The sequence below is a fragment of the Pseudomonas sp. 273 genome, from assembly GCF_029201425.1.
GTDB classification, from domain to species: Bacteria; Pseudomonadota; Gammaproteobacteria; order Pseudomonadales; family Pseudomonadaceae; genus Pseudomonas; species Pseudomonas delhiensis.
The window spans coordinates 3,698,156-3,723,747 of record NZ_CP116775.1; the positions used below are offsets into that span (position 1 = coordinate 3,698,156).

At 69.0% G+C, this 25,592-nt stretch carries 25 protein-coding genes and 3 pseudogenes; 11 read left to right on the forward strand and 17 right to left on the reverse strand.

The window, feature by feature from the left end; genetic code table 11:
- The first annotated feature begins 4 nt into the window (after positions 1–4).
- From PKO50_RS16865 to PKO50_RS16875, 3 genes and pseudogenes are all read left to right on the forward strand, one after another.
- A pseudogene (locus tag PKO50_RS16865) lies at positions 5–1,296 on the forward strand (HAMP domain-containing sensor histidine kinase).
- 123 nt (positions 1,297–1,419) lie between these two features.
- Complete coding sequence (locus PKO50_RS16870) at positions 1,420–2,061, forward strand: ferric reductase-like transmembrane domain-containing protein (RefSeq protein ID WP_275630386.1); 642 nt, start codon at positions 1,420–1,422, stop codon at positions 2,059–2,061.
- Between the two features lie 21 nt (positions 2,062–2,082).
- Positions 2,083–2,571, forward strand: coding sequence for a DoxX family protein (locus PKO50_RS16875; RefSeq protein WP_275630387.1), 489 nt, complete (start codon positions 2,083–2,085; stop codon positions 2,569–2,571).
- An 806-nt stretch (positions 2,572–3,377) separates the two neighbouring features.
- Here the strand turns inward: PKO50_RS16875 and PKO50_RS16880 are convergent.
- The 7 genes from PKO50_RS16880 to PKO50_RS16910 all read right to left on the reverse strand — a co-directional run bounded on the left by PKO50_RS16880 (position 3,378) and on the right by PKO50_RS16910 (position 11,219).
- Complete coding sequence (locus PKO50_RS16880; RefSeq protein WP_275630388.1) at positions 3,378–4,169, reverse strand: putative DNA-binding domain-containing protein; 792 nt, start codon at positions 4,167–4,169, stop codon at positions 3,378–3,380.
- Positions 4,162–5,007, reverse strand: coding sequence for a DUF692 domain-containing protein (locus tag PKO50_RS16885; RefSeq protein ID WP_275630389.1), 846 nt, complete (start codon positions 5,005–5,007; stop codon positions 4,162–4,164). The genes PKO50_RS16880 and PKO50_RS16885 overlap by 8 nt, the downstream gene beginning before the upstream one ends.
- 60 nt (positions 5,008–5,067) lie before the next feature.
- Complete coding sequence (locus PKO50_RS16890; RefSeq protein WP_275630390.1) at positions 5,068–5,526, reverse strand: hypothetical protein; 459 nt, start codon at positions 5,524–5,526, stop codon at positions 5,068–5,070.
- A 1,208-nt stretch (positions 5,527–6,734) separates the two neighbouring features.
- Entirely contained in the window at positions 6,735–9,179 is a 2,445-nt protein-coding gene (locus tag PKO50_RS16895; RefSeq protein ID WP_275630391.1) for a TonB-dependent siderophore receptor, read from the reverse strand.
- Between the two features lie 121 nt (positions 9,180–9,300).
- Positions 9,301–10,275 (reverse strand): FecR domain-containing protein, encoded by a 975-nt coding sequence (locus tag PKO50_RS16900; protein WP_275630392.1) that lies wholly within the window; start codon positions 10,273–10,275, stop codon positions 9,301–9,303.
- Positions 10,272–10,787: a sigma-70 family RNA polymerase sigma factor gene (locus PKO50_RS16905; protein ID WP_109936968.1), complete on the reverse strand. Its 516-nt coding sequence runs from the start codon at positions 10,785–10,787 to the stop codon at positions 10,272–10,274. Before PKO50_RS16905 ends, PKO50_RS16900 begins: the two co-directional genes overlap by 4 nt.
- Before the next feature lie 114 nt (positions 10,788–10,901).
- Positions 10,902–11,219, reverse strand: a complete 318-nt coding sequence (locus PKO50_RS16910; RefSeq protein ID WP_275630393.1) for a DUF2388 domain-containing protein — start codon at positions 11,217–11,219, stop codon at positions 10,902–10,904.
- Between the two features lie 157 nt (positions 11,220–11,376).
- Between PKO50_RS16910 and PKO50_RS16915 the strand changes: the two genes are divergently transcribed.
- Entirely contained in the window at positions 11,377–11,637 is a 261-nt protein-coding gene (locus PKO50_RS16915; protein WP_109936966.1) for a hypothetical protein, read from the forward strand.
- Positions 11,634–11,958: pseudogene (locus PKO50_RS16920) on the forward strand (hypothetical protein); the annotation flags it as partial. The gene PKO50_RS16915 and the pseudogene PKO50_RS16920, both read left to right, overlap by 4 nt.
- 5 nt (positions 11,959–11,963) lie before the next feature.
- Here the strand turns inward: PKO50_RS16920 and PKO50_RS16925 are convergent.
- From PKO50_RS16925 to PKO50_RS16935, 3 genes are all read right to left on the reverse strand, one after another.
- Positions 11,964–12,455 (reverse strand): BCAM0308 family protein, encoded by a 492-nt coding sequence (locus tag PKO50_RS16925; protein WP_275630394.1) that lies wholly within the window; start codon positions 12,453–12,455, stop codon positions 11,964–11,966.
- Positions 12,456–12,546: 91 nt separating this feature from the next.
- A complete protein-coding gene (locus tag PKO50_RS16930; protein ID WP_275630395.1) occupies positions 12,547–13,080 on the reverse strand; it encodes a hypothetical protein in 534 nt (177 codons plus the stop codon).
- Positions 13,081–13,128: 48 nt separating this feature from the next.
- The gene (locus PKO50_RS16935) at positions 13,129–14,028 is read right to left on the reverse strand and encodes a universal stress protein (RefSeq protein ID WP_109936964.1); all 900 of its coding nucleotides are present in this window, start codon (positions 14,026–14,028) and stop codon (positions 13,129–13,131) included.
- Between the two features lie 204 nt (positions 14,029–14,232).
- Here PKO50_RS16935 and PKO50_RS16940 point away from each other — a divergent pair, with 204 nt between their 5' ends.
- Positions 14,233–14,802, forward strand: a complete 570-nt coding sequence (locus PKO50_RS16940) for a phosphoribosyltransferase family protein (protein WP_275630396.1) — start codon at positions 14,233–14,235, stop codon at positions 14,800–14,802.
- Between the two features lie 6 nt (positions 14,803–14,808).
- Here the strand turns inward: PKO50_RS16940 and PKO50_RS16945 are convergent, their stop codons facing one another.
- The 4 genes from PKO50_RS16945 to PKO50_RS16960 all read right to left on the reverse strand — a co-directional run bounded on the left by PKO50_RS16945 (position 14,809) and on the right by PKO50_RS16960 (position 17,503).
- The gene (locus tag PKO50_RS16945; RefSeq protein WP_275630397.1) at positions 14,809–15,480 is read right to left on the reverse strand and encodes a phosphoribosyltransferase; all 672 of its coding nucleotides are present in this window, start codon (positions 15,478–15,480) and stop codon (positions 14,809–14,811) included.
- A gap of 24 nt (positions 15,481–15,504) precedes the next feature.
- Entirely contained in the window at positions 15,505–15,969 is a 465-nt protein-coding gene (locus PKO50_RS16950; protein WP_109936961.1) for a CBS domain-containing protein, read from the reverse strand.
- A gap of 136 nt (positions 15,970–16,105) precedes the next feature.
- Positions 16,106–16,852 carry a fumarate/nitrate reduction transcriptional regulator Fnr gene (gene fnr, locus PKO50_RS16955; protein WP_275630398.1) on the reverse strand — a complete coding sequence of 249 codons (747 nt, stop codon included), beginning with the start codon at positions 16,850–16,852 and terminating at the stop codon, positions 16,106–16,108.
- 108 nt (positions 16,853–16,960) lie between these two features.
- Positions 16,961–17,503, reverse strand: a complete 543-nt coding sequence (locus PKO50_RS16960) for an Hsp20/alpha crystallin family protein (RefSeq protein ID WP_109936959.1) — start codon at positions 17,501–17,503, stop codon at positions 16,961–16,963.
- Positions 17,504–17,709: 206 nt separating this feature from the next.
- On the opposite strand from PKO50_RS16960, the gene PKO50_RS16965 reads away from it, so the two are divergent.
- Both PKO50_RS16965 and PKO50_RS16970 read left to right on the forward strand, forming a co-directional pair.
- On the forward strand, positions 17,710–18,423 hold the full coding sequence (locus tag PKO50_RS16965; protein ID WP_275630399.1) for a hypothetical protein: 714 nt from the start codon (positions 17,710–17,712) through the stop codon (positions 18,421–18,423).
- Between the two features lie 91 nt (positions 18,424–18,514).
- Entirely contained in the window at positions 18,515–19,411 is an 897-nt protein-coding gene (locus PKO50_RS16970; protein WP_109936957.1) for a universal stress protein, read from the forward strand.
- A gap of 75 nt (positions 19,412–19,486) precedes the next feature.
- Here the strand turns inward: PKO50_RS16970 and PKO50_RS16975 are convergent, their stop codons facing one another.
- Positions 19,487–19,672: a hypothetical protein gene (locus tag PKO50_RS16975; protein WP_109936956.1), complete on the reverse strand. Its 186-nt coding sequence runs from the start codon at positions 19,670–19,672 to the stop codon at positions 19,487–19,489.
- A 15-nt stretch (positions 19,673–19,687) separates the two neighbouring features.
- Positions 19,688–20,248, reverse strand: a complete 561-nt coding sequence (locus tag PKO50_RS16980; RefSeq protein ID WP_275630400.1) for a GNAT family N-acetyltransferase — start codon at positions 20,246–20,248, stop codon at positions 19,688–19,690.
- Between the two features lie 267 nt (positions 20,249–20,515).
- Between PKO50_RS16980 and PKO50_RS16985 the strand changes: the two are divergent.
- From PKO50_RS16985 to PKO50_RS16995, 3 genes and pseudogenes are all read left to right on the forward strand, one after another.
- Positions 20,516–21,873, forward strand: a pseudogene (locus PKO50_RS16985) (glutamine synthetase family protein).
- A gap of 42 nt (positions 21,874–21,915) precedes the next feature.
- Entirely contained in the window at positions 21,916–23,001 is a 1,086-nt protein-coding gene (locus PKO50_RS16990; RefSeq protein ID WP_275630401.1) for a polyamine ABC transporter substrate-binding protein, read from the forward strand.
- Between the two features lie 14 nt (positions 23,002–23,015).
- A complete protein-coding gene (locus PKO50_RS16995; RefSeq protein ID WP_275630402.1) occupies positions 23,016–24,311 on the forward strand; it encodes an FAD-binding oxidoreductase in 1,296 nt (431 codons plus the stop codon).
- Positions 24,312–24,592: 281 nt separating this feature from the next.
- Here PKO50_RS16995 and PKO50_RS17000 read toward each other — a convergent pair whose 3' ends face one another.
- Positions 24,593–25,474 carry a helix-turn-helix domain-containing protein gene (locus tag PKO50_RS17000; RefSeq protein ID WP_275630403.1) on the reverse strand — a complete coding sequence of 294 codons (882 nt, stop codon included), beginning with the start codon at positions 25,472–25,474 and terminating at the stop codon, positions 24,593–24,595.
- Between the last annotated feature and the right edge of the window lie 118 nt (positions 25,475–25,592).

Here is a 25,592-nt window from a genome sequence, read left to right on the forward strand (position 1 = left end):
CGCCATGCCCCGCACCCTGGCAGCGCGCCTGGCGCTGATCTTCCTCACCGGGCTGGTGCTGGCCTACGGCCTGTCCTTCAGCTCGCAATTCTACGAGCGCTACGTCAGCGCGCGGAGCATGATGCTCGGCAACCTGGAAAGCGACGTGAGCACCGCCGTCGCCCTGCTCGACCGCCTGCCGGCGAACGAGCGCGAGCAGTGGCTGCCCATGGTCGAGCGCCCCAACTACCGCTACCGCCTGGACGAAGGCGAACCCGGCCAGGCCATGGACATGGCCCGGGCGCCCATGGCCGCGACCAGCATCGAGAGCGCCATCGGCTCGCGCTACGCCCTGCGCTTCGAAACCCTCCCCGGCCCCGCCGCGCACTTCCAGGCGCACCTGCGCCTGGCCGACGGCAGGCCGCTAACCATCGACGTCACCCCCGCGGGGTGGCGGCGGTGGCGCGCTGGCTGCCGGTGGTGCTGGTGCTGCAGCTGGCCGTGCTGCTGGCCTGCACCTGGCTGGCGGTGCGCACCGCGATCCGCCCGCTGACGCGCCTGGCCCAGGCCGTCGACCACCTCGACCCGGACACCCCGGCCGCGCCGCTGGACGAGAACGGCCCGAACGAAGTGGCCTACGCCGCCCGCGCCTTCAACGCCCTGCAGGGCCGCATCGGCGACTACCTGAAGGAACGCATGCAACTGCTGGCGGCCATCTCCCACGACCTGCAGACGCCGATCACGCGCATGAAGCTGCGCGTCGAGCAGATGGACCCGTCGCCGGAAAGCGAGCGCCTGTGGAGCGACCTGGAGGAAATGCAGCACCTGGTCCGCGAAGGCGTGGCCTATGCCCGCAGCATGGACGGCGCCAGCGAGGCGCAGCGTCGCGTCGACCTCGACGCCTTCCTCGACAGCCTGGTGCTCGACTACCAGGACGCCGGCCAGCAGGTCAGCCTGCAAGGCCGCGCCGGCGTGCCCCTGGAAACCCGCCCGCATGCCCTGCGCCGGGTGCTGGGCAACCTGCTGGACAACGCGCTGAAGTTCTCCGGCGCCGCGCAACTGGAAGTGCGGCGCGACGGCGGCACCTTGTGTATCCGTGTACTGGACCGCGGCCCGGGCATCGCCGAAGCCGAGCTGGAAGAAGTGTTCAAGCCCTTCTACCGCGTGGAAAGCTCGCGCAACCGCAGCACCGGCGGCACCGGCCTGGGCCTGGCCATCGCCCGCCAGCTGAGCCAGGCCCTGGGCGGCCGCCTGAGCCTGGCCAACCGCGACGGCGGCGGCCTGTGCGCGCAGCTGGAGCTGCCGCTTTCGGCCTGAGGGCCTGTACACGGGGATACAAGGCGGCCCCGGCGGGACACATCCGGGACAAGCCGCCTTGCCAGCATGGCTCCACCGGCAGCGACGGCACCCCGCCGCTCGCGCCGGCCCCTGGAGCCCACCATGAACCCCACCGCACCCACTGCCAGCCTGCACGGCTGGCGCCTGTTCACCGCCCTAGCCGTCGCCGTGCTGGCGGTCACCGCCCTCTGCCTGCTCTGGCAGCCGCAGCTGGTGGAGGCCCTGCGCAGCGCCATCCGCGCCACCGCGCGGACCTCCTTCGCCCTGTTCCTGGCGACCTTCCTCGCCTCCGCCCTGGCCACCCTGGTGCCCAGCCCCGGCAGCCGAGCCCTGCTGCGCGAGCGGCGCTTCCTCGGCCTGGCCTTCGCCTTCTCGCACCTGGTGCACGGCGTGCTGATCATCGCCTACGTCAAGCTGTTCCCGGAGACCTTCTGGGCCGGCCGCACGGCGGCGGCGAACATCCCGGGCTCGGTGGGCTACCTGTTCATCCTGGCGCTGGCCCTGACCAGCTTCCCGGCCGCGGTGAAGGCCCTGGGCGCCCGCACCTGGAAGCTGCTGCATGGCACCGGCACCTGGGTGATCGCCGGCATCTTCTGCCTGTCGTTCTTCAAGCGCATCCCCATGGGGCCCTGGTACGTCCTGGGCTTCGCGCTGATCTTCAGCGCCATCGTCCTGAAACTCACCGCCAAGCTCGCCACCCGCCAACGCCGCGCCACCCCGGCCCTGCGCGGCGCCACCCGCTGAACGCCCCCAGGAGACACCGCCATGCAAAGCACCCTCGCAACCACCCTGCGTCCCCTCGACCGCCTCGGCGCCTGGGGCGCCGACATCCCCCTGCGGCTGTTCCTGGCCTGGGAATTCCTCGAATCCGGCCTGGAGAAATGGAACGGCGAGAACTGGTTCGCGCAGATCCACGGCGCCTTCCCCTTCCCCTTCGACCGCCTGCCGGCGAGCCTGGACTGGCAGGTCTCCATGTGGGCCGAACTGATAGCCCCGCTGCTCCTGCTGCTGGGCCTGGGCACCCGCTTCGCCTCGGCGGTGCTGATGGTACTGACGGTGGTAGCCATCGCCGCCGTGCACTGGCCGGCGCACTGGTCGAGCCTGGGCGAACTGGCCATGGGCTATTCCATCAGCGACAACGGCTTCGGCAACTACAAGCTGCCGCTGATCTACCTGGTGGCGCTGGTGCCGCTGCTGCTCAAGGGCGCCGGGCGGCTGAGCCTGGATGCGCTGCTGCGGCGGCGCCTTGCGTAGGTAAGTGCACCGTCCTGACGAACCCGCCGCATGGCGGGTTCTTCTTTTTCGTCCCCCTCGAACACAGGCGCCCTGGCCCACGTTGGGCACGTGCGCAGGAGCGGACTCCGTCCGCGCTTGGTCCCGTAGGGCGCATAACGCCTACGGCGTTATCCGCCGTCGCCCCCGAACACCGGTGCTTCGGCTTGTTTATTACGTAGGAGCGAGCTTGCTCGCGAACAGATATCGCCTGCCCCTCCGCTGCCTTGGCTTGAGTCCGTCCCTCTCCCCAACCCTCTCCCGCAAGCGGGAGAGGGGGCCGTCCTGAGCGGCGTCGAGATCAGGCGCCATCCTCCAGGCCAACCTGTATGGCGCTCTCCGTCATCGCCCCGAACACCGGCGCTCCGCCCCACGTTGGGCGCGTGCGTAGGAGCAACTGTCTTGCAGGCCGCGCCAGGGTGCTCTTCGTAGGAGCGAGCTTGCTCGCGAATGAGCCCCGCAGCGAAGTGTGTTCGCGAGCAAGCTCGCTCCTACGAGAAGCCATGTCCACCGGCATGGTAGGAGCGGACTCCGTCCGCGATTGGTCCCGTAGGGCGCATAACGCCTACGGCGTTATCCGCCATCGCCCCCGAACACCGGCGCTCCGGCCGGCGGCGGATAACCGCGAACGGTTATTCGCCCTACGCTGCCCCACCCGCACCGATTGCCCATCCGTTCGCCATCGTGCACTGCTTCCTCAACGAAAAAGCCCGCGCACCTGGCCAGGCATGCGGGCTTCTCGAACATCACCTCACTGCATCACGGAATGGTGCTGTCCGGTATGTCGGTCATCGCGGTGTCACCCTGGGGGCTGAGGAATGCTGTCGACGGTGGGTGGCGCACAGGTTGCGCGTGCCGAGCACCACGCCCTGTGCGTGGAGGGCCTGCAACAGGGCCAGGCCCTGCCGCAGGATGGGTTCGGGGTCGGCGCCAATGGCCTCGGCCAGCGCCTGCAGGTGTTCCCGGCCGCTCAACTGGCGGTCGCGCACGGACTCCAGCAACGCGTGGGCCAGCGGCGCCAGGCGGGCGAAATGCACCTGCTGGTCGTCGCCGCGGCGGGCCAGCAGCAGCGTCGGCTGCTCTGGCGGCTGCCCGGGCAGGTGGCCGGGGCCCAGGTCGCTCACCGGCCAGGCGTAGGCCAGTGGCCAGGCCAGGGACGACAGCAGCGGCACGCCCTCCAGCAGGTCGCCCTGCGGGTCGTGGGCCGGCTCCCGGCTGTCGCTGAGCGACAGGGCGGTCTCCACCCACTCGTAGTGCGCCAGTTCGACGGCCCAGGCCGGCGCGTCGGTCCCGCGCTGTTCGAGGAAGGCGACGAACTCGCCGGCCAGCTCGGTGAACAGCGGCGTCTGGCAACGGTAGTCAGCGTAGAAGCGCTCCGTCAGGGCACTCCACTGGTTGTCGGCCAGGCTGGCGCGCAGCACCGGGAAGCTGCCGGCCAGCAACGACTGCACATTGCCCAGGAACAGTTGGCGATACACCGCCAGGCGCCGTGCCTCGATGCCTGGCGGCGGCGCGTTGCGCTGCGGGTCGCGGATGTGCCGGGCCAGTTGCAGTTGCTGCTCGCGCAAGGTCTCAGCCATGGCTCACCTCCCGCGGCGCGGCGGCCTGCTGCAGGGTGCGGATGCAGTCCACTTCCGCCAGCAGCTCGGCCAGCGGCGGGAAGTTGAAGTCGCGTTCCAGCAGCGTCGGCACCACGCCGCAGCGGGCATAGGCCTGCGCCAGCAGGTGCCAGACCGGTTGTTGCACGCTAGCGCCGTGGGTATCGACCTTCAGGTCCGGCGCCTCGTCGTAGTGCCCCGCCACGTGGATGCAGGCCACCCGCTCGGCGGGCACCCGGGCCAGGAAGGCAGCGGCGTCGTAGCCGTGGTTGCAGGCATTGACCACCAGGTTGTTGACGTCCAGCAGCAGGTCGCAGTCGGCTTCCGCCAGCACGGCCCGGAGGAAATCTATCTCGCTCAGCGCCTGGTAGGGCGCGGCGTAGTAGGAAATGTTCTCCACCGCGATGCGCCGCCCCAGCACGTCCTGGGCCTGGCGGATGCGCGCGGCGACGTGGTGCACCGCCTCGTCGGTGAAGGGCAGCGGCAGCAGATCGTAGAGCTGGCCGTCGTCGGCGCAGTAGCTCAGGTGCTCGCTGAACAGGCCGACGCGGTGGCGGTCGAGGAACTGCCGGGTGCGCCGCAGCAGCTCGAGGTCCAGCGGCCCGGGGCCGCCGAGGGACAGCGACAGGCCGTGGCAGGCCAGCGGGAAGCGCTCGGCGAGCTGCGCCAGGCCATCGCCATAGGCACCGCCGACGCCGATCCAGTTGTCCGGCGCGCATTCGAGGAAGTCCACGGCTTCGGCGGGCATCGCCAGCAGCTCGGGCAGCAGCGCGCGGCGCAGGCCGAGGCCGGCCCCGCGCGGTAGGGAATGGGCATTCATGGCAAGGCTCCACGGGGGAGGAATGCCCTCCCCGCAGGGAGGGCCGGGTTGGCGGATGACTCAGTGGCGGTCGCCCTGGAACCTGGCGAACAGGCCGGCCGGCATCGGCTTGCCATGGGCCTCGAAGACGCTCTTCAGGTGCTGGTAGGCCTCGGCCTCGGAGATGAAGCCGTCGTGGTCGGCGTCGATCCTGTCGAAGTCGCCAGCGCGGTCCCTGGCCACGGCCAGGAACTCGTCGCGCGAAACCTTGCCGTCGTGGTCGCTGTCGGTACGCGAGAAGGAGGCGTCGCCGCACTTGCCCTCCCCGCACTTGCCTTCGGCCTGGGTCGCCTTGGCCTTGCTGGCGCCGCACTTGCCTTCGCCACACTTGCCCTCCCCGGCCTTTTCGGCGGCGGCGAGCTGGTAGCCCTGGGGCAGCGCCTCGACGGCGAAGGCCGAGGTGGCCAGGTTGGCGCCGCCCACCAGGGCGATGGCGAGCAGGCCGAGGCGGGTCTTGGTCTGGATCGGGTTACGGGACATGGGTGTTTCTCCGATGCTGGGCGCTTGGCGCGCGGGTCTGGGTTCTGGTCGAACCCGGACGAGCGGGGGGCCGGCTTTCGAAGCCCGCCGGGTCTCTCGTCCGGGTGTGGCCATTTGGCCCGCGCCATGTATCGGCGACGTATCGGAGGGTGGCCGGGTTTGTATGCCTGCCTCGTGCAGGGGCTGGCTGGATACATTGGGATACAGCGCCAGGATGCCCAATGGCTCATGCGGCCGGAGGCCATCGCGGACGGAGTCCGCTCCTACAGTTACCCTGAGGCGTGACATTCCCACCCGGAGCGGACCTTGTCCGCGATAGCCGGAGGTTCAGGCGCGATTCGCGGATAAGATCCGCTCCTACGCTGCCCCACCACTCCGTGCCCATGTAGGAGCGCGCCCTGCGCGCGATTTCGCGGGCAGGGCCCTACAACATCACCGGTTGGCAGCGCTTTTCGTAGGAGCGAGCTTGCTCGCGAACCGCATGGCACCGCGTTTGTTCGCGAGCAAGCTCGCTCCTACGAAGAGCATCTCGGCGCAGGCTGCAAGACAGTTGCTCCTACAATCCGCCATGACGCATGGCATCCCCCGTAGGAGCGGACCTTGTCCGCGATAGCCGGAGGTTCAGGCTCGATTCGCGGATAAGATCCGCTCCTACACTGCCCCACCACACCGTGCCCATGTAGGAGCGCGCCCTGCGCGCGATTTCGCGGGCAGGGCCCTACAACATCACCGGTTGGCAGCGCTTTTCGTAGGAGCGAGCTTGCTCGCGAACCGCATGGCACCGCGTTTGTTCGCGAGCAAGCTCGCTCCTACGAAGAGCATCTCGGCGCAGGCTGCAAGACAGTTGCTCCTACAATCCGCCATGACGCACAGCATCCCCCGCAGGAGCGGACCTTGTCCGCGATAGCCGGAGGTTCAGGTGCGATTCGCGGATGAGATCCGCTCCTACGCTGCCCCACCACACCGTGCCCATGTAGGAGCGCGCCCTGCGCGCGATTTCGCGGGCAGGGTCCGCCATGACGCACGGCATCCCCCGTAGGAGCGGACCTTGTCCGCGATGGCCGGAGGTTCAGGCGCGATTCGCGGATGAGATCCGCTCCTACGCTGCCCCACCACTCCGTGCCCATGTAGGAGCGCGCCCTGCGCGCGATTTCGCGGGCAGGGCCCGCTCCTACAGGTTTTCGTGAGGTACCTGGCCCTACGGCTCCTCAGAAGTTGTAGCTCAGCGAAGCCGTCACGTTGCGCGACGGGCCGTAGAAGCCGGAACCCCCGCTGTACAGGCTCATCAGGTACTTGCGGTCGGTGACGTTGTTCAGGTTCAGCGACGTGCTCCAGTGCTTGTCGATGTCGTAGCTGGCCATCAGGTCCACCAGGGCGTAGGCGTTTTGCCGCACGCGGCTGTCGTCGTCGAGCTGGATGGCGCTCTGCCAGGCCACGCGGGTGCCGAGCTTGGCCCGGGGCAGGCCCGGCAGCTGGTAGGTCAGGCTGCTGCGCAGGCTGTGGCTGGGCACGTACTGGCGCGCCTTGTGGCCGTCCGGGTCCTCGATGTGCACGTAGGTGTAGCCGCCCTGCAGTTGCAGGCCGGGGGCCAGTTGGCCGCTGGCTTCCAGTTCCACGCCATGGCTCTTGAAGTCCTCGCCGTTGTAGATGGTCTCGCCGCCGGGTAGGCTCTGGTCGGTGGCTTCGGCGACGTTGCGCTGGTCGGTCTTGAACAGCGCAGCCGACACGCTCAACTGATCGTCGAGCAGGCTGCCCTTGATGCCGGCCTCGTAGCTCTTGCCTTCCAGCGGGTCGAGCACCTTGCCCTGGGCGTCCATCACGTACTGCGGGTTGAAGATCTTGGTGTAGCTGGCGTACAGCGAGTACTGCTCGTTCAGGTCGTAGACCACGCCGGTGTAGGGCGTCACCTCGCCATGGATGCGCACGTCGCGGGCGCTGCCGTAGTCGGTGCCGTCGCTGTCGACGCTGAGCATGCGCGCGCCGAGGATCCAGTGCAGCCGGTCGGTGAGGTTCAGGCGGGTGCCGGCGTAGACGCTCTTCTGCCGGTCGGTGAAGCGCGCCATCTCGATGGTGTCGTTGGTGTAGGTCAGGCTCGGCCTGGGTACGGCGCCGCCCAGGGTCTGGCCCAGGTCGGCGTCCATGAACTCGTCTTCATTGTTGTAATAGCCACGGTCGCTGTGCCGCGAGCGGCCGTAATCCACGCCCAGTGTCAGGTCGTGCTGGCGCCCGCCGAGGCTGAACGGGCCGCTCAGCTGGGCCTCGCCCAGCAGCTGCTTCTCGCCGGAGTGGCTGTGGCTGGGGTCGGCCAGCCAGGGCGTGTCGGCGTCGTTGGCCATCAGGTAGTACATGTTCGCCTGCTGGCTCTGGTCCACGCCGGTGACGTTGAGCTTGCCCTTCCAGCCGGCGCCGAAGTCGTGGGCCAGCTCGACGAAGGCGCGCTGGGTGTGCACGTCCCAGTAGGTCCAGTCCTGGCCGATGTTGGCGCCGCGGCGGCTGTAGTGGATCAGGTTGCCGGCGTAGTCGGTCAGCGGCAGCGCGCCCCAGCTGCTGCCGTTGGAATTGCTCTTGTTGTCCGAGAAGCCGACGGTGAGGGTGTCCGCCGCCGAGAGGTCGAAGGCCAGCATGCCGCTGAGCACGTTCTTCTCGTGGGAGTAGCGGTCCAGGTAGGAATTGCCGGTCTCGTTGGCGTAGATGAAGCGGCCGCGCACGGTGCCCGAGTCGGTGAGCGGGCCGGCGGCGTCGAGGTCGACGCGGCGGGTGCCCCAGGAGCCCACCGACAGCTTCACCTGGGCCTGCGGGGTGTAGGTCGGGCGCTTGCGGATGAAGTTGACGGTGGCCGAGGGGTTGCCGGTACCGCTCATCAGGCCGTTGGCGCCATGGAGAATGTCCACCTGCTCGTACTCGGCCAGGTCCAGGTCGCCGCTGAGCAGGCCGGCGCTGAACGGCGAGCCGATGCCGTCGTACTCGAAGTTGTTGATGTCGAAGCCGCGGGAGGTGAAGTTGGTGCGGTCGGTCTCGTACTGCTCGACCGTCACCGAGGGCGCGCTGCGCAGCGCGTCCTTCACGCTGTTCATGTTGAAGTCGTCCAGTTGCTGGCGCGACAGCGTGGTGACGCCCTGGGGCGTTTCCCGCGGCGTCAGGCCCAGGCGCGTGGTGCTGCTGTCGCTCAGTTGCTGGTAGCCGCCCGGGGTGCCGGCAGCGCCGGCACTCGCCTGGATCACCGTCTCGGGCATGGCCAGGGCATCACGGCCCTTGCCGAGCACGGTTTCGGCCGGCATCTGCAGCGCGGTGCCGGAATCCTCCAGCGCGTAGATGCCCGCGCCGCGCTGCACCGGTTGCAGGCCGCTGCCGCGCAGCAGGCGCTGGAAGCCTTCGTCGACCGTGTAGCGGCCCTTCAGGCCCGGGCTGCTGCGCCCGGCCAGCTTCGCCGGGTCGAACACCAGTTGCACCCCGGCGCGCGCGGCGAAACGGGCCAGCACGTCGCTCAGGGCGCCGGCGCCGATGGCGTAGTCGCGCGCGTCCTCGGCGGCCATGGCCACGGATGGGGCCAGGGCCAGGCCGGCGCAACCCAGGGCCACGCCATGGATCGCCGCCGCCAGGGCCAGGTGGGTGATTCGGCCAGTGCCGGAATGCCGTCGGTGCTTCGAAGCCATGCTCATTGCCATCCTTCAAGCCGCGCGTCGCGCGGGCTGCCCACCCCTCCCCACGAGGCGTGTTCAGCCTCTTTCCCGGACGAGACGGAAAAAGTGCTCAGGGGACGTGAAATTTTTTTCGCTAGCGGGCGGAAACCGTCACCCAGTAGCGGCTCAGGCGCGACACCCGCACCGGCAGCGTCAGCTCCAGGGCGTTCAGCGCCTGGTCGGTGTCCGCCACCGACAGCGCGCCGGAGACACGCAACCCGGCCACCTCCGGGTCGCAACGCAGCAGGCCGTGGCGATAGCGCCCCAGCTCCGCCAGCACCTCCGCCAGCGGCTGGTCGCGGGCCACCAGCATGCCCTGCTCCCAGAGCGCGGCGCTGTCGTCCACCGCCACGGTGCGCAGCACGCCGCGGGCGTCGAACCAGGCCTGCTGGCCGGCGGCCAGGCGCAGCACGGCGCCGGCATGCGGGCGAATCTCCACCTGGTGCTCGAACACCGCCACCTGGCACTGCTCGCCCAGCTGGCGCACGCTGAAACGCGTGCCCAGCGCCTCGACCACGCCCTGCCGGGCATCGACCAGGAACGGCCGGCGCGGCGCCACCGGGTCGGCGTGGGTGGTCACCAGCACCTCGCCATTGCGCAGGCGCAGGCGGCGCGCCGTGGCGTCGAAGCGAACGTCCAGCCCCGATGCCGTGTTGAGCACCACCTGGCTGCCATCGGCCAGCGTCAGCGCCCTGCGTTCGCCGGTGCCGGTGCTGGCATCGGCCAGCCAGCCGTCCCAGGGGGCGCTGCGCGCCACCAGCCAGCCGGCCGGCGCGGCCATCAGCAGCGCGCTCAGCAGGCGCAGCGCGCGGCGCCGGCTCAGGCCCTTGAGCCCCTCCAGGCCATGCAGCGCCTGGCGGCCCAGTTCCGTGGGCACCGCGTCGAAGGTGCCGAACACCCGCTCGGCGCGCGCCCAGGCCTCGCGGTGCGCGTCGCTCTGCCCGCGCCAACGCTCGAAGGCTTGCCACTGCGCCTCGCCGGGGGCGTCGAAGCGCAGCGTCATGATCCACTCGGCCGCCTCTTCCAGCAGCCTGGCCGCGGGCGCGGCCCGGGCATCCCCGCGGCTCATGGGTCGCAGGCCGCCATGCAGGCCACCAGCGCCTTGTGGATGTGCCGGCGCACGGTGATCAGCGCCATGCCGGTGCGCTCGGCGATCTGCTGCAGGGTGAGTTCGTGGAACTGCGCCAGCAGGAACACCTCCCGCGTCTGGCGCGGCAGCCCGTCCAGCATCGCGTCGATGCGCAGCAGCGACTCGACGATCAGCCAGTGGGTTTCCGGCGCCGGCACCTGCGCCTCGGGCAGGTGCGCGATGGCCTCGCGGTAGGCGCGCTCCACGTCCTGGCGGCGCCACAGGTCGATGACCAGGCCCTTGGCCACCTGCACCAGGTAGCGCCGCGAATCGTCCGGCGGCGGCGTGCGCCCGGAGGTGAGGATGCGCAGGTAGGTGTCATGGGCGATGTCCGCCGCATCCGGGGCATTGCCCAGGCGCTGGCGCAACCAGCCGAACAGCCAGCCGTGATGGTCGCCGTAGAGGCGCTCCAGCGCGGCTGCCGGCGAAGCGTGGGACGAAGCGGGAAACATGCGCGGGCATCCTTGGCGGGACCGCCGAAAGGGTGAAAATGAGAAAGCGTCTCATTTTATTTCAACGCGACAGGTTTCCACAATGCGCGTCAACGCCCTGCCCCGGCACCGGGCTCAGCCCGGGCTGGCGATGGCCAGGGCCAGCTGCATGTCGCTCAATCCTGAGCGCGGATGCGCCTGCCGGTAGAGGCGCAGCGCCTGCTCCAGTTGCGCGCCATGGATGCGCCCGGCGGAGGCGACGTAGGCCAGCGCGTCGTCGCGGGCGGCCCGGTAGGTCCGCAGCGGCTGGCTGGAGGACTCGCTGGCCGCCGCGGTGCCCAGGCTGGTGGCGACGGTGAAGTGGTCGGACGAGTTGCCTTTTCCGTCCATGGCCCCCGCCTGGCCGGCAGCGGCCAGGAGCGTGGCGATCAGCAATGGGCTTGCGCGTTTCAAGGTGGGGGCTCCGGCAGCGGGCGACCGCTCCTTTTACCCCGCCCTGGCGTTGGCGGCCATAGGTGCCCCCAGATTCTCCTGGCCTCACGCTGATCGACAGCACCGGCGCGGGCCGGGCAGGCTTTGATGCTATGTTGCGAAAATGAATGGAGGGTTTATGAGCAAAGCCGCCACCAGTGTCGCCAGCCAGGTCCGCAAGCTTGCCAAGGCTCACGAGGTCACCGCAGAGCGCGACGAAATGAGCCGCATGGCGATGACCATCACCCGTCTGGCCGGCGACGTGGTCGAACTGGACAGCGTTGAGCAGTTGCTCGTCAACCTGAAGAAGAAAGGCATTCTGAGCAAGACGGAAACGCTTGCCCTCCAGGGGCGGTACCTCCAGGAAAAGAGGGGCTCGAAAAAGAAACTCAGTGCATGAGTTTCGACCCTTTCGGCGATTTCGAAACCGCCGGCTATCTGCGGAATCTTCAAGGCCTCAAGGACCCAGTCGAAGTCAAGGAGTCCGAGCACTTCATCTTCGAGCTGAGTATCGACGAGGCCTTTTCGTACCTGGCCCAGAAGAAGCCACTCGATTACCGGGCCGTCCTCGAGGTTCACAAGATCCTGTTTGGCGGTTTCTATCCGTGGGCTGGCCAGGATCGGAACGAACTCGTTCCGCACCTTCATGGAGCTCTGCTACCGCTCCGGGTTCGCGATCGACTGGTCCGCAACGGGCAAGGACGATTATCTCAGGGCGGTCGGCAGTCAATCCCGGTGCCAGTCGACGCTCAGGTAGTACTCGCTATCACTGTGGCGATAGCTGCTTTGCCCATCGTAGGCGGCTTCCAGGGCATGCCCGATGCGGTTGACCAGGTGAGTGCCGGTGGTGGTGGCCAGCAGTTCCTCGCCGTCCCTGACGATGGTGATCAACCGCTCGAGGGCGTGGTCGTGCTTCGCCCGCTCCTCTTCGTTGCGCATAAGGCGGATGATCTCGTCTTCATGGGCCTTCAGGAAGTTGCCGGATACCCGCACCTGCCCCGCCGGGGCCTGGTCGTCCACGCGGCGGCATGCCGGGCAGACGAAAGCCTCGACCGACTGCGCAGGCAGGTCGAGGTGCCAGGTCCACTGCCCCGCATGGTACTTGGCGCCGCAGCGTGGGCATTGCGCGAGGCCGCGGGGGCGATGGGCCTCGGCATAGGCATCGGGCCGGTCCGGCTTGAACAGCTTGTCTTTGTGGCTTTGCTGGTACTTGTCCATCTTCGCTCACCTGCTGCGTGAAACTGTCGAAGGTACGCCGCGCCTTTCCATGCCGGCGCATTCAGGCCCCCTGGCGGATGACCGAGGCCGGCTAGGGCTTCTGCGCCGGCACGCCGCTGCGGAAATGCTGCTGCCACATCATCTGGTCCATCATCTGCTGCTGCATCTCCAGGTACTGGTCCATCCGGTACTGGTGGTGGCGCATCTGCTCGGGCGTGAGGTGCGCGTAGTACCCACGCATGTGCTTCCAGCCGCCGTTGCCGCCCATCATGCCCGGGCCCATGCCCATCGCCCCACCGCCCATGCCCCCATGGGGCATGCCACCCCACAGGTCGTGCATCGCCGCCATGGTGTCGCGCATGTTGCGCCAATGCTCGTCCAGCAACTGCTGCCTTTGCTGCGGGTCCTGGGTTCGCTGGATCTTCTGCATCTGTTCCTGCATGGCGTTCATCTGTTGCCGGATCTTGTCCAACTGCTCGTCGAACCCGCTGCCATCCGGCGACTTTTCCGTAGGTTGCGCGGCCGGGCCCTGGCTGTTGCCGGCGGCGGCCTGGGCCCCCAAGACCGATGCCAAGGGCATGCTTGCCAGCAGGACCGTGGCCACTGTCAGTGCGATTCTGTTCATGCTGCCTCTCCAGTGAACGATGGGTTGGCCGGCAGGTTCGGCGCGGGATCATTCGCCCGGGCGCACGGCCAGCACGCTGCCCTCGACGTGCTCGATCAGGTGTTCGGTGGTGCTGCCGATCAGCCGGTCCACGGCCCGGCGGTGGATGCGGCCCATCACGGTCACGTCGATGGCGTTCTGCTCGACGAAGTTCGCGATGCCGCGCACCGCCGTGCCCATCAGGAAGTGGCGGCGCTCCTCGGGGACGCCGTACTGGTCCGCCAGGGCGAGGAAGGGCTTGTGCAGCGCGCCGCGCATCTCTTCGACCAGGTCGACCCAGGCCACGCCGCCCTCGCCGCCATTGGCCATGTAGGCCGGCATGCAGTCGTAGATGAACAGCAGGTGCAGCTCCGCGTTGCATTGCAGGGCCAGGCCATTGGCGGCCGAGATGACCCTGTCGTTGATGTCGCTGAGCTGGGTCTGCGGGTCGGACGGGTCGACCGCCGCGACTATCCGGCGCGGCAGGGGCTGGCGGATGTCGTTGACCAGCAGCAGCGGCGCCGGGCACTCCCGCAGCAGATGCCAGTCCAGGGGGGTGACGAAGGAACGCTTGAGCGCCGGCTCGTGCCGCACGTCCTTGATCACCATGTCCGGCTGCATCTCACGGATGTCCTGGAGCATCTCCTCGCGCAGGTTGCCCGCTGCCACGACCGAGGCCGTGACCTCCAGCCCACGCCCCCGCTGGGCCGCGCATTCGCTTTCCCAGGCTTGGCGCTGGGCCTGCAGCATGCTTTCGCGTGCCTGCTCCATGACCTTGCGGTCCAGCAGGAAGGTCGCGAAGGGCTCCACGTAGACGAGCACGTGAAGGGCCGCGTCGCAGGCCGATGCCAGGGCGAGCGCGCGCTGCAGGCCGGGAGAATGATGTTGCTCGGGATGGGTCACGAACAGGAGCTTGCGTAGCTGACTCATATCGCACCTCGTGATTGTCCGGCCGCGCGCCGGAAGGCAGGGGCAACCGCTTCCGGCTCGATGGAAGCGCCAGCAACGAGTTTCCGGCGCCCGGCAGGCGCAGGATTTGCGTTGGATCAAATTCGTCCATCGTCCGACGCGGGATGGTGGATGCCATGGCAGCCCCAGCCCATGGGCCCTGCCCCACTATTGCCCGGAGGCCCCATGGCGAACCCGAACGATGCGCAACGCCTGACCCTGTACGACGCCCGGGAGCTGGATGCGGTGCTCCTGGAAATGGCGCGCAGGGCCGCCCCGCTGCTGCCCCCGGGCGACAGCGCCCTGGTCGGCATCCTGCGGCGTGGCGAACCCCTGGCGCGGCGGCTGCAGGAACACCTGGTGCAGCACTGCGGGCACGCACCGCTGCCCGTCCACGCCCTGAAGGTGAAACGCTACGCCGACGACCTGAGCCTGCTGCACCCGGAGACGGCGCTCACGGAAAACCCGCAACTGGCCGGCATGGACCTCGGCCGCACCACGCTGCTGGTCGTGGACGACGTGCTCTACGAGGGGCACTCGCTGCTGCGCGCCTGCGCGTACCTTGCGCAACTCGGCGCGCGCCACGTCCTGGCCGCCGTGCTGGTCGACCGCTGCGTGAGCCGCCAGCCGGTGCATGCCGACGTGGTGGGGGTGCATCTGCAGGTGGCGCCGGACGACATCGTCGAATGCAACGTGCCGCCCTACGAGGCGGAGCTGCGCATCGACGTGCTCCGCCATGGCCGGCGCCGCACCTGACGGACGCTAGGCTCCGCCCGCCTCCCGCTGCCAGGCCCGCTGCAGCAGGTCCACCACCTCGGCGTCGCTGGTCTGGGAGAAGTCCAGGTACCAGCGGCCGATGGCGCTGAACGGCTCCGGGGTGAACGGGCAGACCACCTCGTCGACCTCCTCGCGCAGCTCCGCCAGCACCTCCGCCGGCGCCACGGGAACGGCGACGACTATGCCCGCGGGCGCCTGGCGGCGTACCGCCCGCACGGCGGACAGCATGGTGGCGCCCGTGGCCAGGCCGTCGTCGACCAATATCACCTGCCGGCCACGCAGTTGCGGCACGGGCCGCTGCCCGCGGTAGGCGCGCTCGCGCCTGTGCAGCTCGGCGCTTTCCCGGTGCTCCACCGCCTCCAGGGCACGCGCGTCGACGCCATATGTCCGCAGCACGTCCTCATTCAGCACCCGCACGCCGCCGCTGGCGATGGCGCCCATGGCCAGTTCCGGGTACGAAGGCACGCCGAGCTTGCGCACGATCAGCAGGTCCAGGGCCACATCCAGTTCATTGGCCACCTCATAGCCGACTGGCACCCCACCACGCGGCAGGGCCAGCACTATCACCCCGGGGTCGCCCCGGCGGGCCTGCAGCAGCCGCGCCAGGGCCCGGCCGGCATCGGCGCGGTCGACGAAGGGAAGTCTTGCGTCACTCATGGCAGCCACCTGGCCCGGGAGGGCCTAGTAATCCTCTTCGCGCTCGCCCTCTTCGCGCAGGTTCTGGAACCCCACCAGCCGCGAGAGGTCGCGCAGGTTGTCGGCCAGCACGCCGAGCAGGTCGTCCGCCGAGACGATCCCCACCAGCATCCCCTCGTCGTCGACCACCGGCATCCGCCGTACGCCGGCCTGGCGCATGCGGGTGATGACATCGAACAGGTCGTCGCTTTCCTTCACGGTGATCAGGTTGCGCAACTGGATGTCGCCGGCCTGGATGCTGCCCGGCTCCGGTTCGTTGTTGGCGACGACCTCCAGCACGATGTCGCGGTCGGTGATGATGCCCACGGGCCGGTAGCGCTCGCGCTCGACCTGCTCGGCGAGCACCAGGTCGCCGACGTGGTACTGGCTCATCAACTGGGCGGCGGTCAGGATGGATACGGTGGGCGCCGCGATGACGACGTCGCGGTTGCAGTATTCGCCGATGGCCATGGTGCGTCTCCTCTGCGGGCAAGCGGACATTCGCTTGCCTTGCACCATGGGCGCGGCGCAACGGCCTCACCTTGATCTCGATCAGATTGGCGCCGCCCCCGGCCCCCGCGCCCCGGCCAGCGGATGAACGGCCCGGTCAGCGCGATGCGCGTTCCTGCTGCGTTTCCAGGCCGCTCATCCGGCACAGGCCCTGGCGATCCAGCAGGCGCACCTCGCGGCCGTGGCATTCGATCAGGCCGGTCTGGACGAAACGGGTGAACAGCCGGCTGACCGTCTCCATGGTGAGGTCCAGGTAGTTGCCGATGTCGCCGCGGCTCATCGGCAGGGTGAAGCGCTCCTGCGACAGGCCGCGCTGGTGGTAGCGGGCCGACAGGCCGAGGAGGAAGCCGGCCAGGCGCTGTTCGGCGCGCTCGCGGCTGCAGCGGATGTGCGCGTGCTCGCCCTGGATGCTCTGGCTGAGGATATGCAGCAGTTGGTGGCGCAGGCCGGGGATGCGCCCGGAAAGGTCCTCCAGCTGTTCCAGGCCGATGCTGCACACCAGGGAAACCTCCAGCGCCACCGCATAGCCCGGAAAACGCGGCGAGCCGATGGCATCCAGCCCCAGCATCTCGCCGGGCAGCACGAAGCCGGTCACCTGTTCGCCGCCGTTGGCGTCGAGCAGGTAGCTCTTCAGCGCCCCGGAACGCACGGCGAACACGTGCTGCATCGGCTCGTCGGCGCGGAACAGGTACTCGCCCTTCTGCAGCGGGCGGCTGCGCCGGACGATGCGGTCCAGCTCCTCGACTTCGCCGTCGCTGAGGCTGGCCGGCAGGCACAGACGGCTCAGCGAGCACGCCTGGCAGTTGACCTGCGGGTGCGGCGTGGAGCGATGAGCGTCGGACATGGCGGGACCTCCGACAGGAAGGGGATTTTCCCACTATAGCCGTTTCGCCATGCCGCGCTTCGCCCCTCGACGAAGGGGCGCGCCTGCCGCCAGGCGCGCCCGGATGCGTCAATCGTTGGCCTTCACCGGGATGATTTTCTCCGGATGGACCGCCTCGGCGCGCTTGGGCAGGTGCACCTGCAGCACGCCCTTGGCGAACTGCGCGTGGACCTTCTCGGGGTCGACCTCCCGGGGCAGCCGGAACACCCGCTCGAAACTGCCGTAGTGGCGTTCCGACAAGTGGTATTCCTTGCGCTGCTCGTCCTTCTCTTCCTTCTTCTCGCCCTTGATGACCAGGTTGCCATTGGCCAGCTTGACCTCGATGTCCTTCTCATCCATGCCGGGCAGCTCGGCGCTGATGCGGTATTCCTCGGCCTGCTCGCTGACGTCCACCGCGGGCAGGCCGCGGGCGAAGGGCTCGCGCCGCCAGAACGGCTCCACGTCGAAGGCGCTGTGGCCGAAGGGCAGGCGCAGCGGCGTGCGGCCGAAGTCGTCGAACAGGCTGTCGATCTGCCGTCGCAGGGTGTCGAAGGGCCCGGCAGCGGGGGCTGGCGCCTTGGCGGGCTGGTTGGCGGACGGCGTGATGGGGACTTGCTTGGCGGGGTCGGACATGGGGAATTCCTCCGCAAGATGAAAACGCCTCGGAAATGGGGCGAATCGATTCTGCGACTGCCGCGGGCGCTGTCCTTGATCCCGGTCAAAACGCCGGCCGCGGCCCCCGCGGCGCAGAACTTGATGGCGGTCAAGGCGGCGCGGCCCGCGACGCCTAGCCTGGACCGGGAAGCCACGCGTCATCGACCTCGGCAAGGGGGCGCGCAATGGAACGGGTACGGCTACTGGAGGTGCTTTGCGTGCCGGGCACGGGGCAATGCCTGCGCCTGGCGCTTGAGGATGACGAAGGCAGCGCCGTCATTCCCGGCCAGTACTGCCTGCTCGGCCCCCATGGCGGGACGCTGCAGCCGTACAGCTACATCAGCCTGCCGGAGCACCACGGACCTTTCATCGTCAGCGCCAGCCATCCCGGCCGGTTCACCGCCACCGAGGGCTGGCTGGACTACCAGGGCCCGCTGGGCATCGGCTGGCCCCTCCCCCTGCGCGCCGGCCAGGTGCTGGTGCTGGCCAGCGGCAGCGGCCTGCTGTCGGTAGTCGCGGCGATCGACGAGCTGGCCTGCTGGATGCCCGGGCTGCACCTGGACCTGATCGCGGATGCGGCCAGCCTGGCAGGCCTGCCCCCGGAGTGCCGCCGCTCGTTGCACTCCCTGGGCCTGCTCGACGAAAAGGTGCACGGGGCCTGCCTGTTGGAGCGCCTGCACCGACAGTTGCTGGAGCGGCTGCCCGACGTGGTGTTCTGCGCCACCTCCGACTTTCTCGGCCGCAGCGCGGCACAGGCCTGCCTGCGCAGCGGGGTACCGGCAACGCGCATCTGGCTGCGCAGCGAGCGCCTGCCGTCGCCGCCCCCGGGGCAGGTGCCCGCGGAAGGGCCGGTGGTCCGTTTCGACCGGCTGCCGGCCCCTCTCCACCACCGTTCTTGATACGCATCAAAGTACCCCTGCCGGCCCCGGCCCAGGCTCACACCCACCCAGCCCGCGCCCGGTAGGCGCGGGCGCCGCTGCGGAGACTGCCATGAACGCCTACTCGCGCCTGCTCCTGATCTGCGACACCCACCTGCACTATTCCGCCGCCATGGCCCGCGCCCAGGCCCTGGCCGGCTCCGCCGGCGCCAGCCTGCACATGCTGATGCCGGACAGCCTGGCGCCGGCCCTGAACACCCTCGACTACGAACTGCAGCAACGCGCCCGGCGGACGATCCAGGAGCACCACCAGGGCTGGCTCGACGACCAGGTGGCGTTGCTGCGCGGCCGCGGCATCGAGGCCAGCGCCGAGGCGATCTGGAGCGACGACCCGCTGCAGGAAATCCTGCGCCTGGTGCGCGAGCGCGGTTTCGACCTGCTGGTCAAGGACGTGCACTACGAAACGGCAGTCAGCCGGGCGCTGATGACGCCGCTGGACTGGCAACTGCTGCGCCAGTGCCCGGTGCCGCTGCACCTGGTGAGCCACGCCGAGCATCCGCTGCCGCGCAAGGTGGCGGCGGCGCTGGACCTGTCCCAGGACGACACCCGGGTCGACGAGCTGAACGCGCGCATCGTCGAGTCGGCCCAGCAGTTGGCGCGGCAATGCGATGCCGAGCTGCACCTGCTGCAGGCCTACGACCTGAGCAGCAGCTTCCTCGCCTATGCCGTGGGGCCGGTGGCCTGGACCAGCGAGATCCAGGAACAGATGAGCGGCCGCGCCACCGAGCGCATGCAGCGCCTGGGTGAGCGCTTCGGCATCGAGCAGAAGTGCCTGCACCTGATCAAGGGCGCGGCCAACCGGGTCATCGCCGAGTTCGCCGACGACTACCGGATCGACGTCGTGGTCATGGGCACCCTCTACCACGCCGGGCTGGCGAAGATCGTCGGCAGCACCACCGAGCAGGCGCTGTACCGGGTGCACTCCAGCATCCTGGCGATACGCCCCTGAAGGCCAGGCGCATGGCCGCCCCGCGTGGGCGGCCGGGAGGGCCCAGGGCACAGTGCCCGTGGGCCGCGGGCAGGCTCAGCCGGCCTGGCGCTTCTCGGCGTCGCGGCGTTGCGCCTCGGCCAGCACGTGGGGCGCAGCGATGCGCTGCTGCAGGCACGCCAGGTAATCCCGGGCCTGCTCCGCGCCCTGGAAAGGCACGCGGATCTGGTCGAGCTGGACATAGCAGCGCCCGTCGCTGGTGCACAGCAGTTGGATGTGCATGGCTGCCTCCCCGCCTCAGGTCGCCGGCTGCAGTTGCAGGGTGTGGATCGTCTGCGTCGGGTCGTCCGGGTCCTGGTGGCTGTTGAAGCCGAGGAAGCGCACCAGCTCGTGCATCGGGGCGTTGGCCGCCGAATCGATCGAGTACATCTGCGTCATGCCGTTGCGCCGGGCGGTCTCGATCAGGTGGCGCATCAGGGCCGCCGCCAGGCCGCGGTGCCGCCAGTCGTCGGCCACCGTTACCGCGCACTCGCACTGGCCGGCGTCGGCGCCGCGGGCGTAGCGGCTGACGCCCACCTCCACCAGCTCGCCATCCTGGTGCACCAGGGCGACGTAGGCGACGCTGTCGTGGAAGTCCACCGCCATCAACTGGTCGAGCAGCGCCGGGCTGACCTCGCGCATGCTGCAGAGGAAGCGGAAGTGCCGCGCTTCCGGCGACAGCCGGGCGATGAAGTCCGCCTCGCGCTGGCGGTCCTCCGCGCGCAACGGCCGGATCAGCACGTGGCTGCCGTCGGGCAGGGCCTCGACCCAGTGCTCGTCGGTGGCTTGGGTGGGCTGTGAAGGCTGGGCGATGGGCATGGAAACCTCCTGGCGTGGCGCCGGCATGGGAAGGAACCGCCGGGTCACTTGTACGCCGCGGGGCGAACGGAAGTTTGACCCCGATCAAATCACACCGACGCCACCGCCCCCGGCGGTCGAACGGTACCCCACCCTGCCGCCTGAAGCCTGAAGCCTGCGGAAAATGGATAGAACGCCCCCCGCCCTACGGACGAAACTAGCCCCGCGGCCAGGCAGCGGCACGCTGCCGGCGCACCCACCAGAACCCATGGACCATCCGAGGCTTGTATGAGCACCCCCGCCGAGCAACTGGAGCAACGGCTGAAGCAACAGAAAATCACCGAAGTCGAATGCGTGGTCAGCGACCTGACCGGCATCGCCCGCGGCAAGATTTCCCCCACCAACAAGTTCCTCGGCGAAGGGGGCATGCGGCTCCCGGAAAGTGTGTTGCTGCAGACCGTCACCGGCGATTTCGTCGATGACGACGTCTATTACGACCTGCTGGACGAAGCCGACATCGACATGGTCTGCCGGCCCGACCCGAACGCCATCTTCCTGGTGCCCTGGGCGCTGGAACCGACCGCGATGGTCATCCACGACACCTTCGACAAGTACGGCAACCCCATCGAGCTGTCGCCGCGCAACGTGCTCAAGCGCGTCCTCGGGCTCTATGCGGACAAGGGCTGGAGCCCGGTGGTGGCGCCGGAGATGGAGTTCTACCTGACCAAGCGCAGCAGCGACCCGGACTTCCCCTGGAGGCCCCGGTAGGCCGCTCGGGCCGCGCCGAGAGCGGCCGGCAGAGCTTCTCCATCGACGCCGCCAACGAATTCGACCCGCTGTTCGAGGACGTCTACGACTGGTGCGAGCTGCAGGGCCTGGACCTGGACACGCTGATCCACGAGGACGGCCCGGCGCAGATGGAGATCAACTTCCGCCACGGCGACGCGCTGAGCCTGGCCGACCAGATCACCGTGTTCAAGCGCACCATGCGCGAGGCCGCGCTCAAGCACGACGTGAGCGCCACCTTCATGGCCAAGCCGATCACCGACGAGCCGGGCAGCGCCATGCACATCCACCAGAGCGTGCTGGACATCGCCACCGGCAGGAACATCTTCGCCAACGAGGACGGCTCCATGAGCGAGCTGTTCCGGCACTTCATCGGCGGCTTGCAGAAGTACATCCCCAAGGTGCTGCCGATGTTCGCGCCGAACGTGAACTCCTTCCGCCGCTTCCTGCCGGACACCTCCGCGCCGGTGAACGTCGAGTGGGGCGAAGAGAACCGCACCGTGGGCCTGCGCGTGCCGGCCGCCCCGCCCGCGGCCATGCGCGTGGAGAACCGCCTGCCCGGTGCCGATGCCAACCCCTACCTGGCGCTGGCCGCCAGCCTGCTCTGCGGCTACCTGGGCATGCTCGAGCGGCTCGAACCCAGTGCCCCGGTGCAGGGGCGCGCCTACGAGCGCCGCAACCTGCGCCTGCCGATCACCATCGAGGACGCCCTGGCGCAGATGGAAGACTGCGAGGTGCTCGGCGAATACCTGGGCCGCAAGTTCGTCCAGGGCTACGTCGCGGTGAAACGCACCGAGCACGAGAACTACAAGCGCGTGATCAGCTCCTGGGAGCGCGAGTTCCTGCTGCTGAGCGTCTGATCCGCCCTTCACGTCGATCACAACAACAATTCAGGAGCCGTCATGAGACTGCTGCGCTACCTTGCGCCCTTCGCCCTGGCCACGCTGGCCGCGGGCGCCCACGCCGAACCGACCGTCAGCGTCTACAACTGGACCGACTACATCGCCCCCGACACCCTCGGCGGCTTCCAGAAGGCCACCGGCATCAAGCCGGTCTACGACGTCTTCGACTCCAACGAGACCCTGGAAGGCAAGCTGCTGGCCGGCCGTTCCGGCTACGACGTGGTGGTGCCCTCCAACCACTTCCTCACCCGCCAGGTGCAGGCCGGGGTGTTCCTGGAGCTGGACCGCAGCAAGCTGCCGAACTGGCAGCACCTGGACCCGAAACTGCTCAAGCTGCTGGAGCAGAACGACCCGGGCAACAAGCACTCGGTGCCCTACCTGTGGGGCACCAACGGCATCGGCTACAACGTCGCCAAGGTCAAGCAGGTGCTGGGCGTCGACCACATCGACTCCTGGTCGGCGCTGTTCGAGCCGGAGAACATCAAGAAGCTCAGCGCGTGCGGCGTCGCCTTCATGGACTCGCCCGACGAGATGATCCCCTCGGTGCTCAACTACCTGGGCCTGGACCCCAACAGCACCAACCCGGCGGACTATCCCAAGGCCGAGGCCAAGCTGGTGGCGGTGCGCCCCTACGTCACCTACTTCCATTCCTCGAAGTACATCTCGGACCTGGCCAACGGCAACATCTGCGTGGCCTTCGGCTACTCCGGCGACGTATTCCAGGCCGCGGCGCGGGCCAAGGAAGCCGGGAACGGCATCGAGATCGCCTACGCCATTCCCAAGGAAGGCGCCAACCTGTGGTTCGACCTGATGGCCATTCCCTCGGACGCGACCCACCCCGAACAGGCCCTGGCGTTCATCAACTACATCCTCGACCCGAAGGTGATCGCCAGCATCAGCGAGTACGTCGGCTACCCGAGCGCCAACGGCGACGCCAAGGCGCTGCTGCCTGCCCGGATGCAGAACGACCCCGAGGTCTACCCGAGCCAGGAAGTGCTCGACAAGCTGTACATCGCCAAGGCGCCGCCGCCCAAGATCATGCGCCTGATGACCCGCAGCTGGAGCAAGATCAAGTTCAACCAATGAAGCGAGAGCGAGCCATGCGCCACACCGACGAGCAGGTCGCGTCCTACTACGCCGCGACCGCCCGGGACAAACAGCCGTATCCCTCGCTGGAAGGGGACGTCCGCGCGGACGTCTGCGTCGTCGGCGGCGGGCTCACCGGCGTCAACACCGCCCTGGAGCTGGCCCAGCGCGGCCACTCCGTGGTGCTGCTGGAGGCCCGGCGCATCGGCTGGGGCGCCAGCGGGCGCAACGGCGGCCAGCTGATCCGCGGCATCGGCCACGACGTCAGCGGCTTCGCCAGGTACGTCGGTGATGAAGGGGTGCGCTACCTGGAGCGGGCCGGGATCGACTCGGTGGCCCTGGTCGCCGAGCGCATCCGCGACCTGAACATCGAATGCGACCTGCGCTGGGGCTTCTGCGAGCTGGCCAACACCCCGGCCCAGTTCGCCGCCATGGCCGAGGAGCAGCAAGCCCTGAACGCGTCCGGCTACCCGCACCAGACCCGCCTTGTCGAGGCGAGCCGGATCCACGAGGTGGTGGCCAGCGACCAGTACGCCGGCGGCCTGGTGGACATGGGCTCGGGGCACCTGCACCCGCTGGACCTGGTGCGCGCCGAGGCCCGCGCGGCAGCCGCCCTCGGCGCCAGGGTCTTCGAGCGCAGCCCCGCCCTGCGCATCGAGCATGGCAGGCAGGTGGTGGTGCACTGCACGCAAGGCCGGGTGCTGGCGGACAACCTGGTGCTCGGCTGCAATGCGCACCTCGACGACCTGGAACCGCGGCTGACCGGCAAGGTGCTGCCCGCCGGCAGCTACGTGGTGGCCAGCGAACCGCTGCCCGAGGCGCTGGCGGCGCGGCTGATCCCGCAGAACATGGCGCTGTGCGACCAGAAGGTGGGGCTGGACTACTACCGCCTGACGGCCGACCGCCGCCTACTGTTCGGCGGCGCCTGCCACTATTCCGGGCGCGACCCGAAGGACATCGGCGCCTACATGCGGCCGAAGGTGCTCAAGGTGTTCCCGCAGCTGGCGGACGTGAGGCTCGACTACCAGTGGGGCGGCATGATCGGCATCACCGCCAACCGCTTCCCCCAGGTCGGGCGGCTCAAGGCACAGCCGAACGTGTTCTTCGCCCAGGGCTACTCCGGCCACGGGCTGAACGTCACGCACTGGTCGGCGAAGCTGCTGGCGGAAGCCATCCACACCGGCCACAGCCAGGGCCTGGACCTGTTCAGCGCGGTGCCGCACCTGACCTTCCCCGGCGGCAAGCTGCTGCGCTCGCCGCTGCTGGCCCTGGGCATGGCCTGGTACCGGCTGCGCGAGATGCTGGGCTGAGGACGCGCCGAAATGCTCTTCGTAGGAGCGAGGGGGACGCCTGGTTCTTGCTCGCGAACAGACTCCGCTGCGGGCTCATTCGCGAGCAAGCTCGCTTGCCGCTCCTACTAGTAAGAGCACCCTCTCCCCAACCCTCTCCCGCAAGCGGGAGAGGGGGCTGTCCTGAGTGCGCTGGTAGTTCGGCGCCATCCTCGCACTCCACCTTTCCCATACCGTAGGGCGCATAACCGTTCGCGGTTATCCGCCGCAGGCCGAAACGCCGATACCCAGGGTTAACGGTACTAAGGCCGTGCCCCCTGCCGGACAGTGGCCTTGGGGTACTCGCCGAACAGCGCGTGATAGGACTGGGAGAAGCGCCCCAGGTGCCAGAACGACCACTTCATGGCCACCTCGGCGACGCTCACGCCCGACCCGGCGGCGCCCAGCAGGTCGCGGCGGGCGGCGTTCAGGCGGCGGTTGCGCAGCCAGACGATGGGCGGCATGCCGGCGTAGCGCAGGAAGGATTGCTGCAGGGTGCGCGGCGAGACGCCCGCCTTCGCGGCCAGCTCGGCCATCGCGAAGTTCTCCTCGGGGCAGTCGTTCACCAGGTCCCGGACGCGCTGCACCACGCGCTTGGCCTGGACGATGGAGCGCGCGCGGTGCTCGTCGCCGGCCGGCGCCTCGCAGAGCAGGGAGAAGCAGTTGGCGACTATGGCCTGCACCACACCGGGGGCGTCCACCGGCTGCGCCCCGGCGCCCGAGCCGGTGAGCATGCTGCTCAGCGAAGCCGCCAGCGCGCGGAAGCCGTCGGAGCGCAGGGGCGTCAGCACCAGGTCGGCGAAGTCGTCCAGCGCCTGGTCCCACTGCCCCGCCTGCTTGATCACCACCGCCACCTCGCGGTAGTTCTCCGGCGTGACCCAGGCGTTGCGCGTCTCGCCATCGAGCAGGTAGAGGCTGTTCTCCGACATGTCGAAGCTGAACACCAGCGCGCCGGGCGGCGCATGGAACTCCTGTTCCACGCGCAGGTTCATCTGCTCCTCGTAGAGCTCGATGCCCTCGACCTCGGCATGCAGGATGCGCCCGGCGAACCGCCCGGCGGACATCTGCGTGTACTGCTGCTCCCAACCCGGAATGGCTATCCGCTGCTGATCGACTTCCTGCGCTTCGACAACCCTGATCACCATACCCGGGGCCTGTGTTCTTCTTAGGCCGCGAAGGCTACCAATGGCCGCGAACGCGACGCAAGCGGCAACGCCGGCCGGTGGCCCGGGATGGCTTCCCTGCGGGTCCGGGGGTGGTGTC

Coding starts and splice junctions, on each gene's coding strand:
- fnr (WP_275630398.1), bottom strand. CDS start 16,852: ATGTCCGACGCTCATCGCTCCACGCCGCACCCGCAGGTCAACTGCCAG.
- PKO50_RS16890 (WP_275630390.1), bottom strand. CDS start 5,526: ATGTCCCGTAACCCGATCCAGACCAAGACCCGCCTCGGCCTGCTCGCC.
- PKO50_RS16935 (WP_109936964.1), bottom strand. CDS start 14,028: ATGAGTCAGCTACGCAAGCTCCTGTTCGTGACCCATCCCGAGCAACAT.
- PKO50_RS16870 (WP_275630386.1), top strand. CDS start 1,420: ATGAACCCCACCGCACCCACTGCCAGCCTGCACGGCTGGCGCCTGTTC.
- PKO50_RS16900 (WP_275630392.1), bottom strand. CDS start 10,275: ATGAGCCGCGGGGATGCCCGGGCCGCGCCCGCGGCCAGGCTGCTGGAA.
- PKO50_RS16965 (WP_275630399.1), top strand. CDS start 17,710: ATGGAACGGGTACGGCTACTGGAGGTGCTTTGCGTGCCGGGCACGGGG.
- PKO50_RS17000 (WP_275630403.1), bottom strand. CDS start 25,474: ATGGTGATCAGGGTTGTCGAAGCGCAGGAAGTCGATCAGCAGCGGATA.
- PKO50_RS16960 (WP_109936959.1), bottom strand. CDS start 17,503: ATGTCCGACCCCGCCAAGCAAGTCCCCATCACGCCGTCCGCCAACCAG.
- PKO50_RS16880 (WP_275630388.1), bottom strand. CDS start 4,169: ATGGCTGAGACCTTGCGCGAGCAGCAACTGCAACTGGCCCGGCACATC.
- PKO50_RS16970 (WP_109936957.1), top strand. CDS start 18,515: ATGAACGCCTACTCGCGCCTGCTCCTGATCTGCGACACCCACCTGCAC.
- PKO50_RS16995 (WP_275630402.1), top strand. CDS start 23,016: ATGCGCCACACCGACGAGCAGGTCGCGTCCTACTACGCCGCGACCGCC.
- PKO50_RS16945 (WP_275630397.1), bottom strand. CDS start 15,480: ATGAGTGACGCAAGACTTCCCTTCGTCGACCGCGCCGATGCCGGCCGG.
- PKO50_RS16925 (WP_275630394.1), bottom strand. CDS start 12,455: ATGGACAAGTACCAGCAAAGCCACAAAGACAAGCTGTTCAAGCCGGAC.
- PKO50_RS16930 (WP_275630395.1), bottom strand. CDS start 13,080: ATGAACAGAATCGCACTGACAGTGGCCACGGTCCTGCTGGCAAGCATG.
- PKO50_RS16980 (WP_275630400.1), bottom strand. CDS start 20,248: ATGCCCATCGCCCAGCCTTCACAGCCCACCCAAGCCACCGACGAGCAC.
- PKO50_RS16875 (WP_275630387.1), top strand. CDS start 2,083: ATGCAAAGCACCCTCGCAACCACCCTGCGTCCCCTCGACCGCCTCGGC.
- PKO50_RS16950 (WP_109936961.1), bottom strand. CDS start 15,969: ATGGCCATCGGCGAATACTGCAACCGCGACGTCGTCATCGCGGCGCCC.
- PKO50_RS16895 (WP_275630391.1), bottom strand. CDS start 9,179: ATGGCTTCGAAGCACCGACGGCATTCCGGCACTGGCCGAATCACCCAC.
- PKO50_RS16905 (WP_109936968.1), bottom strand. CDS start 10,787: ATGTTTCCCGCTTCGTCCCACGCTTCGCCGGCAGCCGCGCTGGAGCGC.
- PKO50_RS16975 (WP_109936956.1), bottom strand. CDS start 19,672: ATGCACATCCAACTGCTGTGCACCAGCGACGGGCGCTGCTATGTCCAG.
- PKO50_RS16940 (WP_275630396.1), top strand. CDS start 14,233: ATGGCGAACCCGAACGATGCGCAACGCCTGACCCTGTACGACGCCCGG.
- PKO50_RS16990 (WP_275630401.1), top strand. CDS start 21,916: ATGAGACTGCTGCGCTACCTTGCGCCCTTCGCCCTGGCCACGCTGGCC.
- PKO50_RS16915 (WP_109936966.1), top strand. CDS start 11,377: ATGAGCAAAGCCGCCACCAGTGTCGCCAGCCAGGTCCGCAAGCTTGCC.
- PKO50_RS16885 (WP_275630389.1), bottom strand. CDS start 5,007: ATGAATGCCCATTCCCTACCGCGCGGGGCCGGCCTCGGCCTGCGCCGC.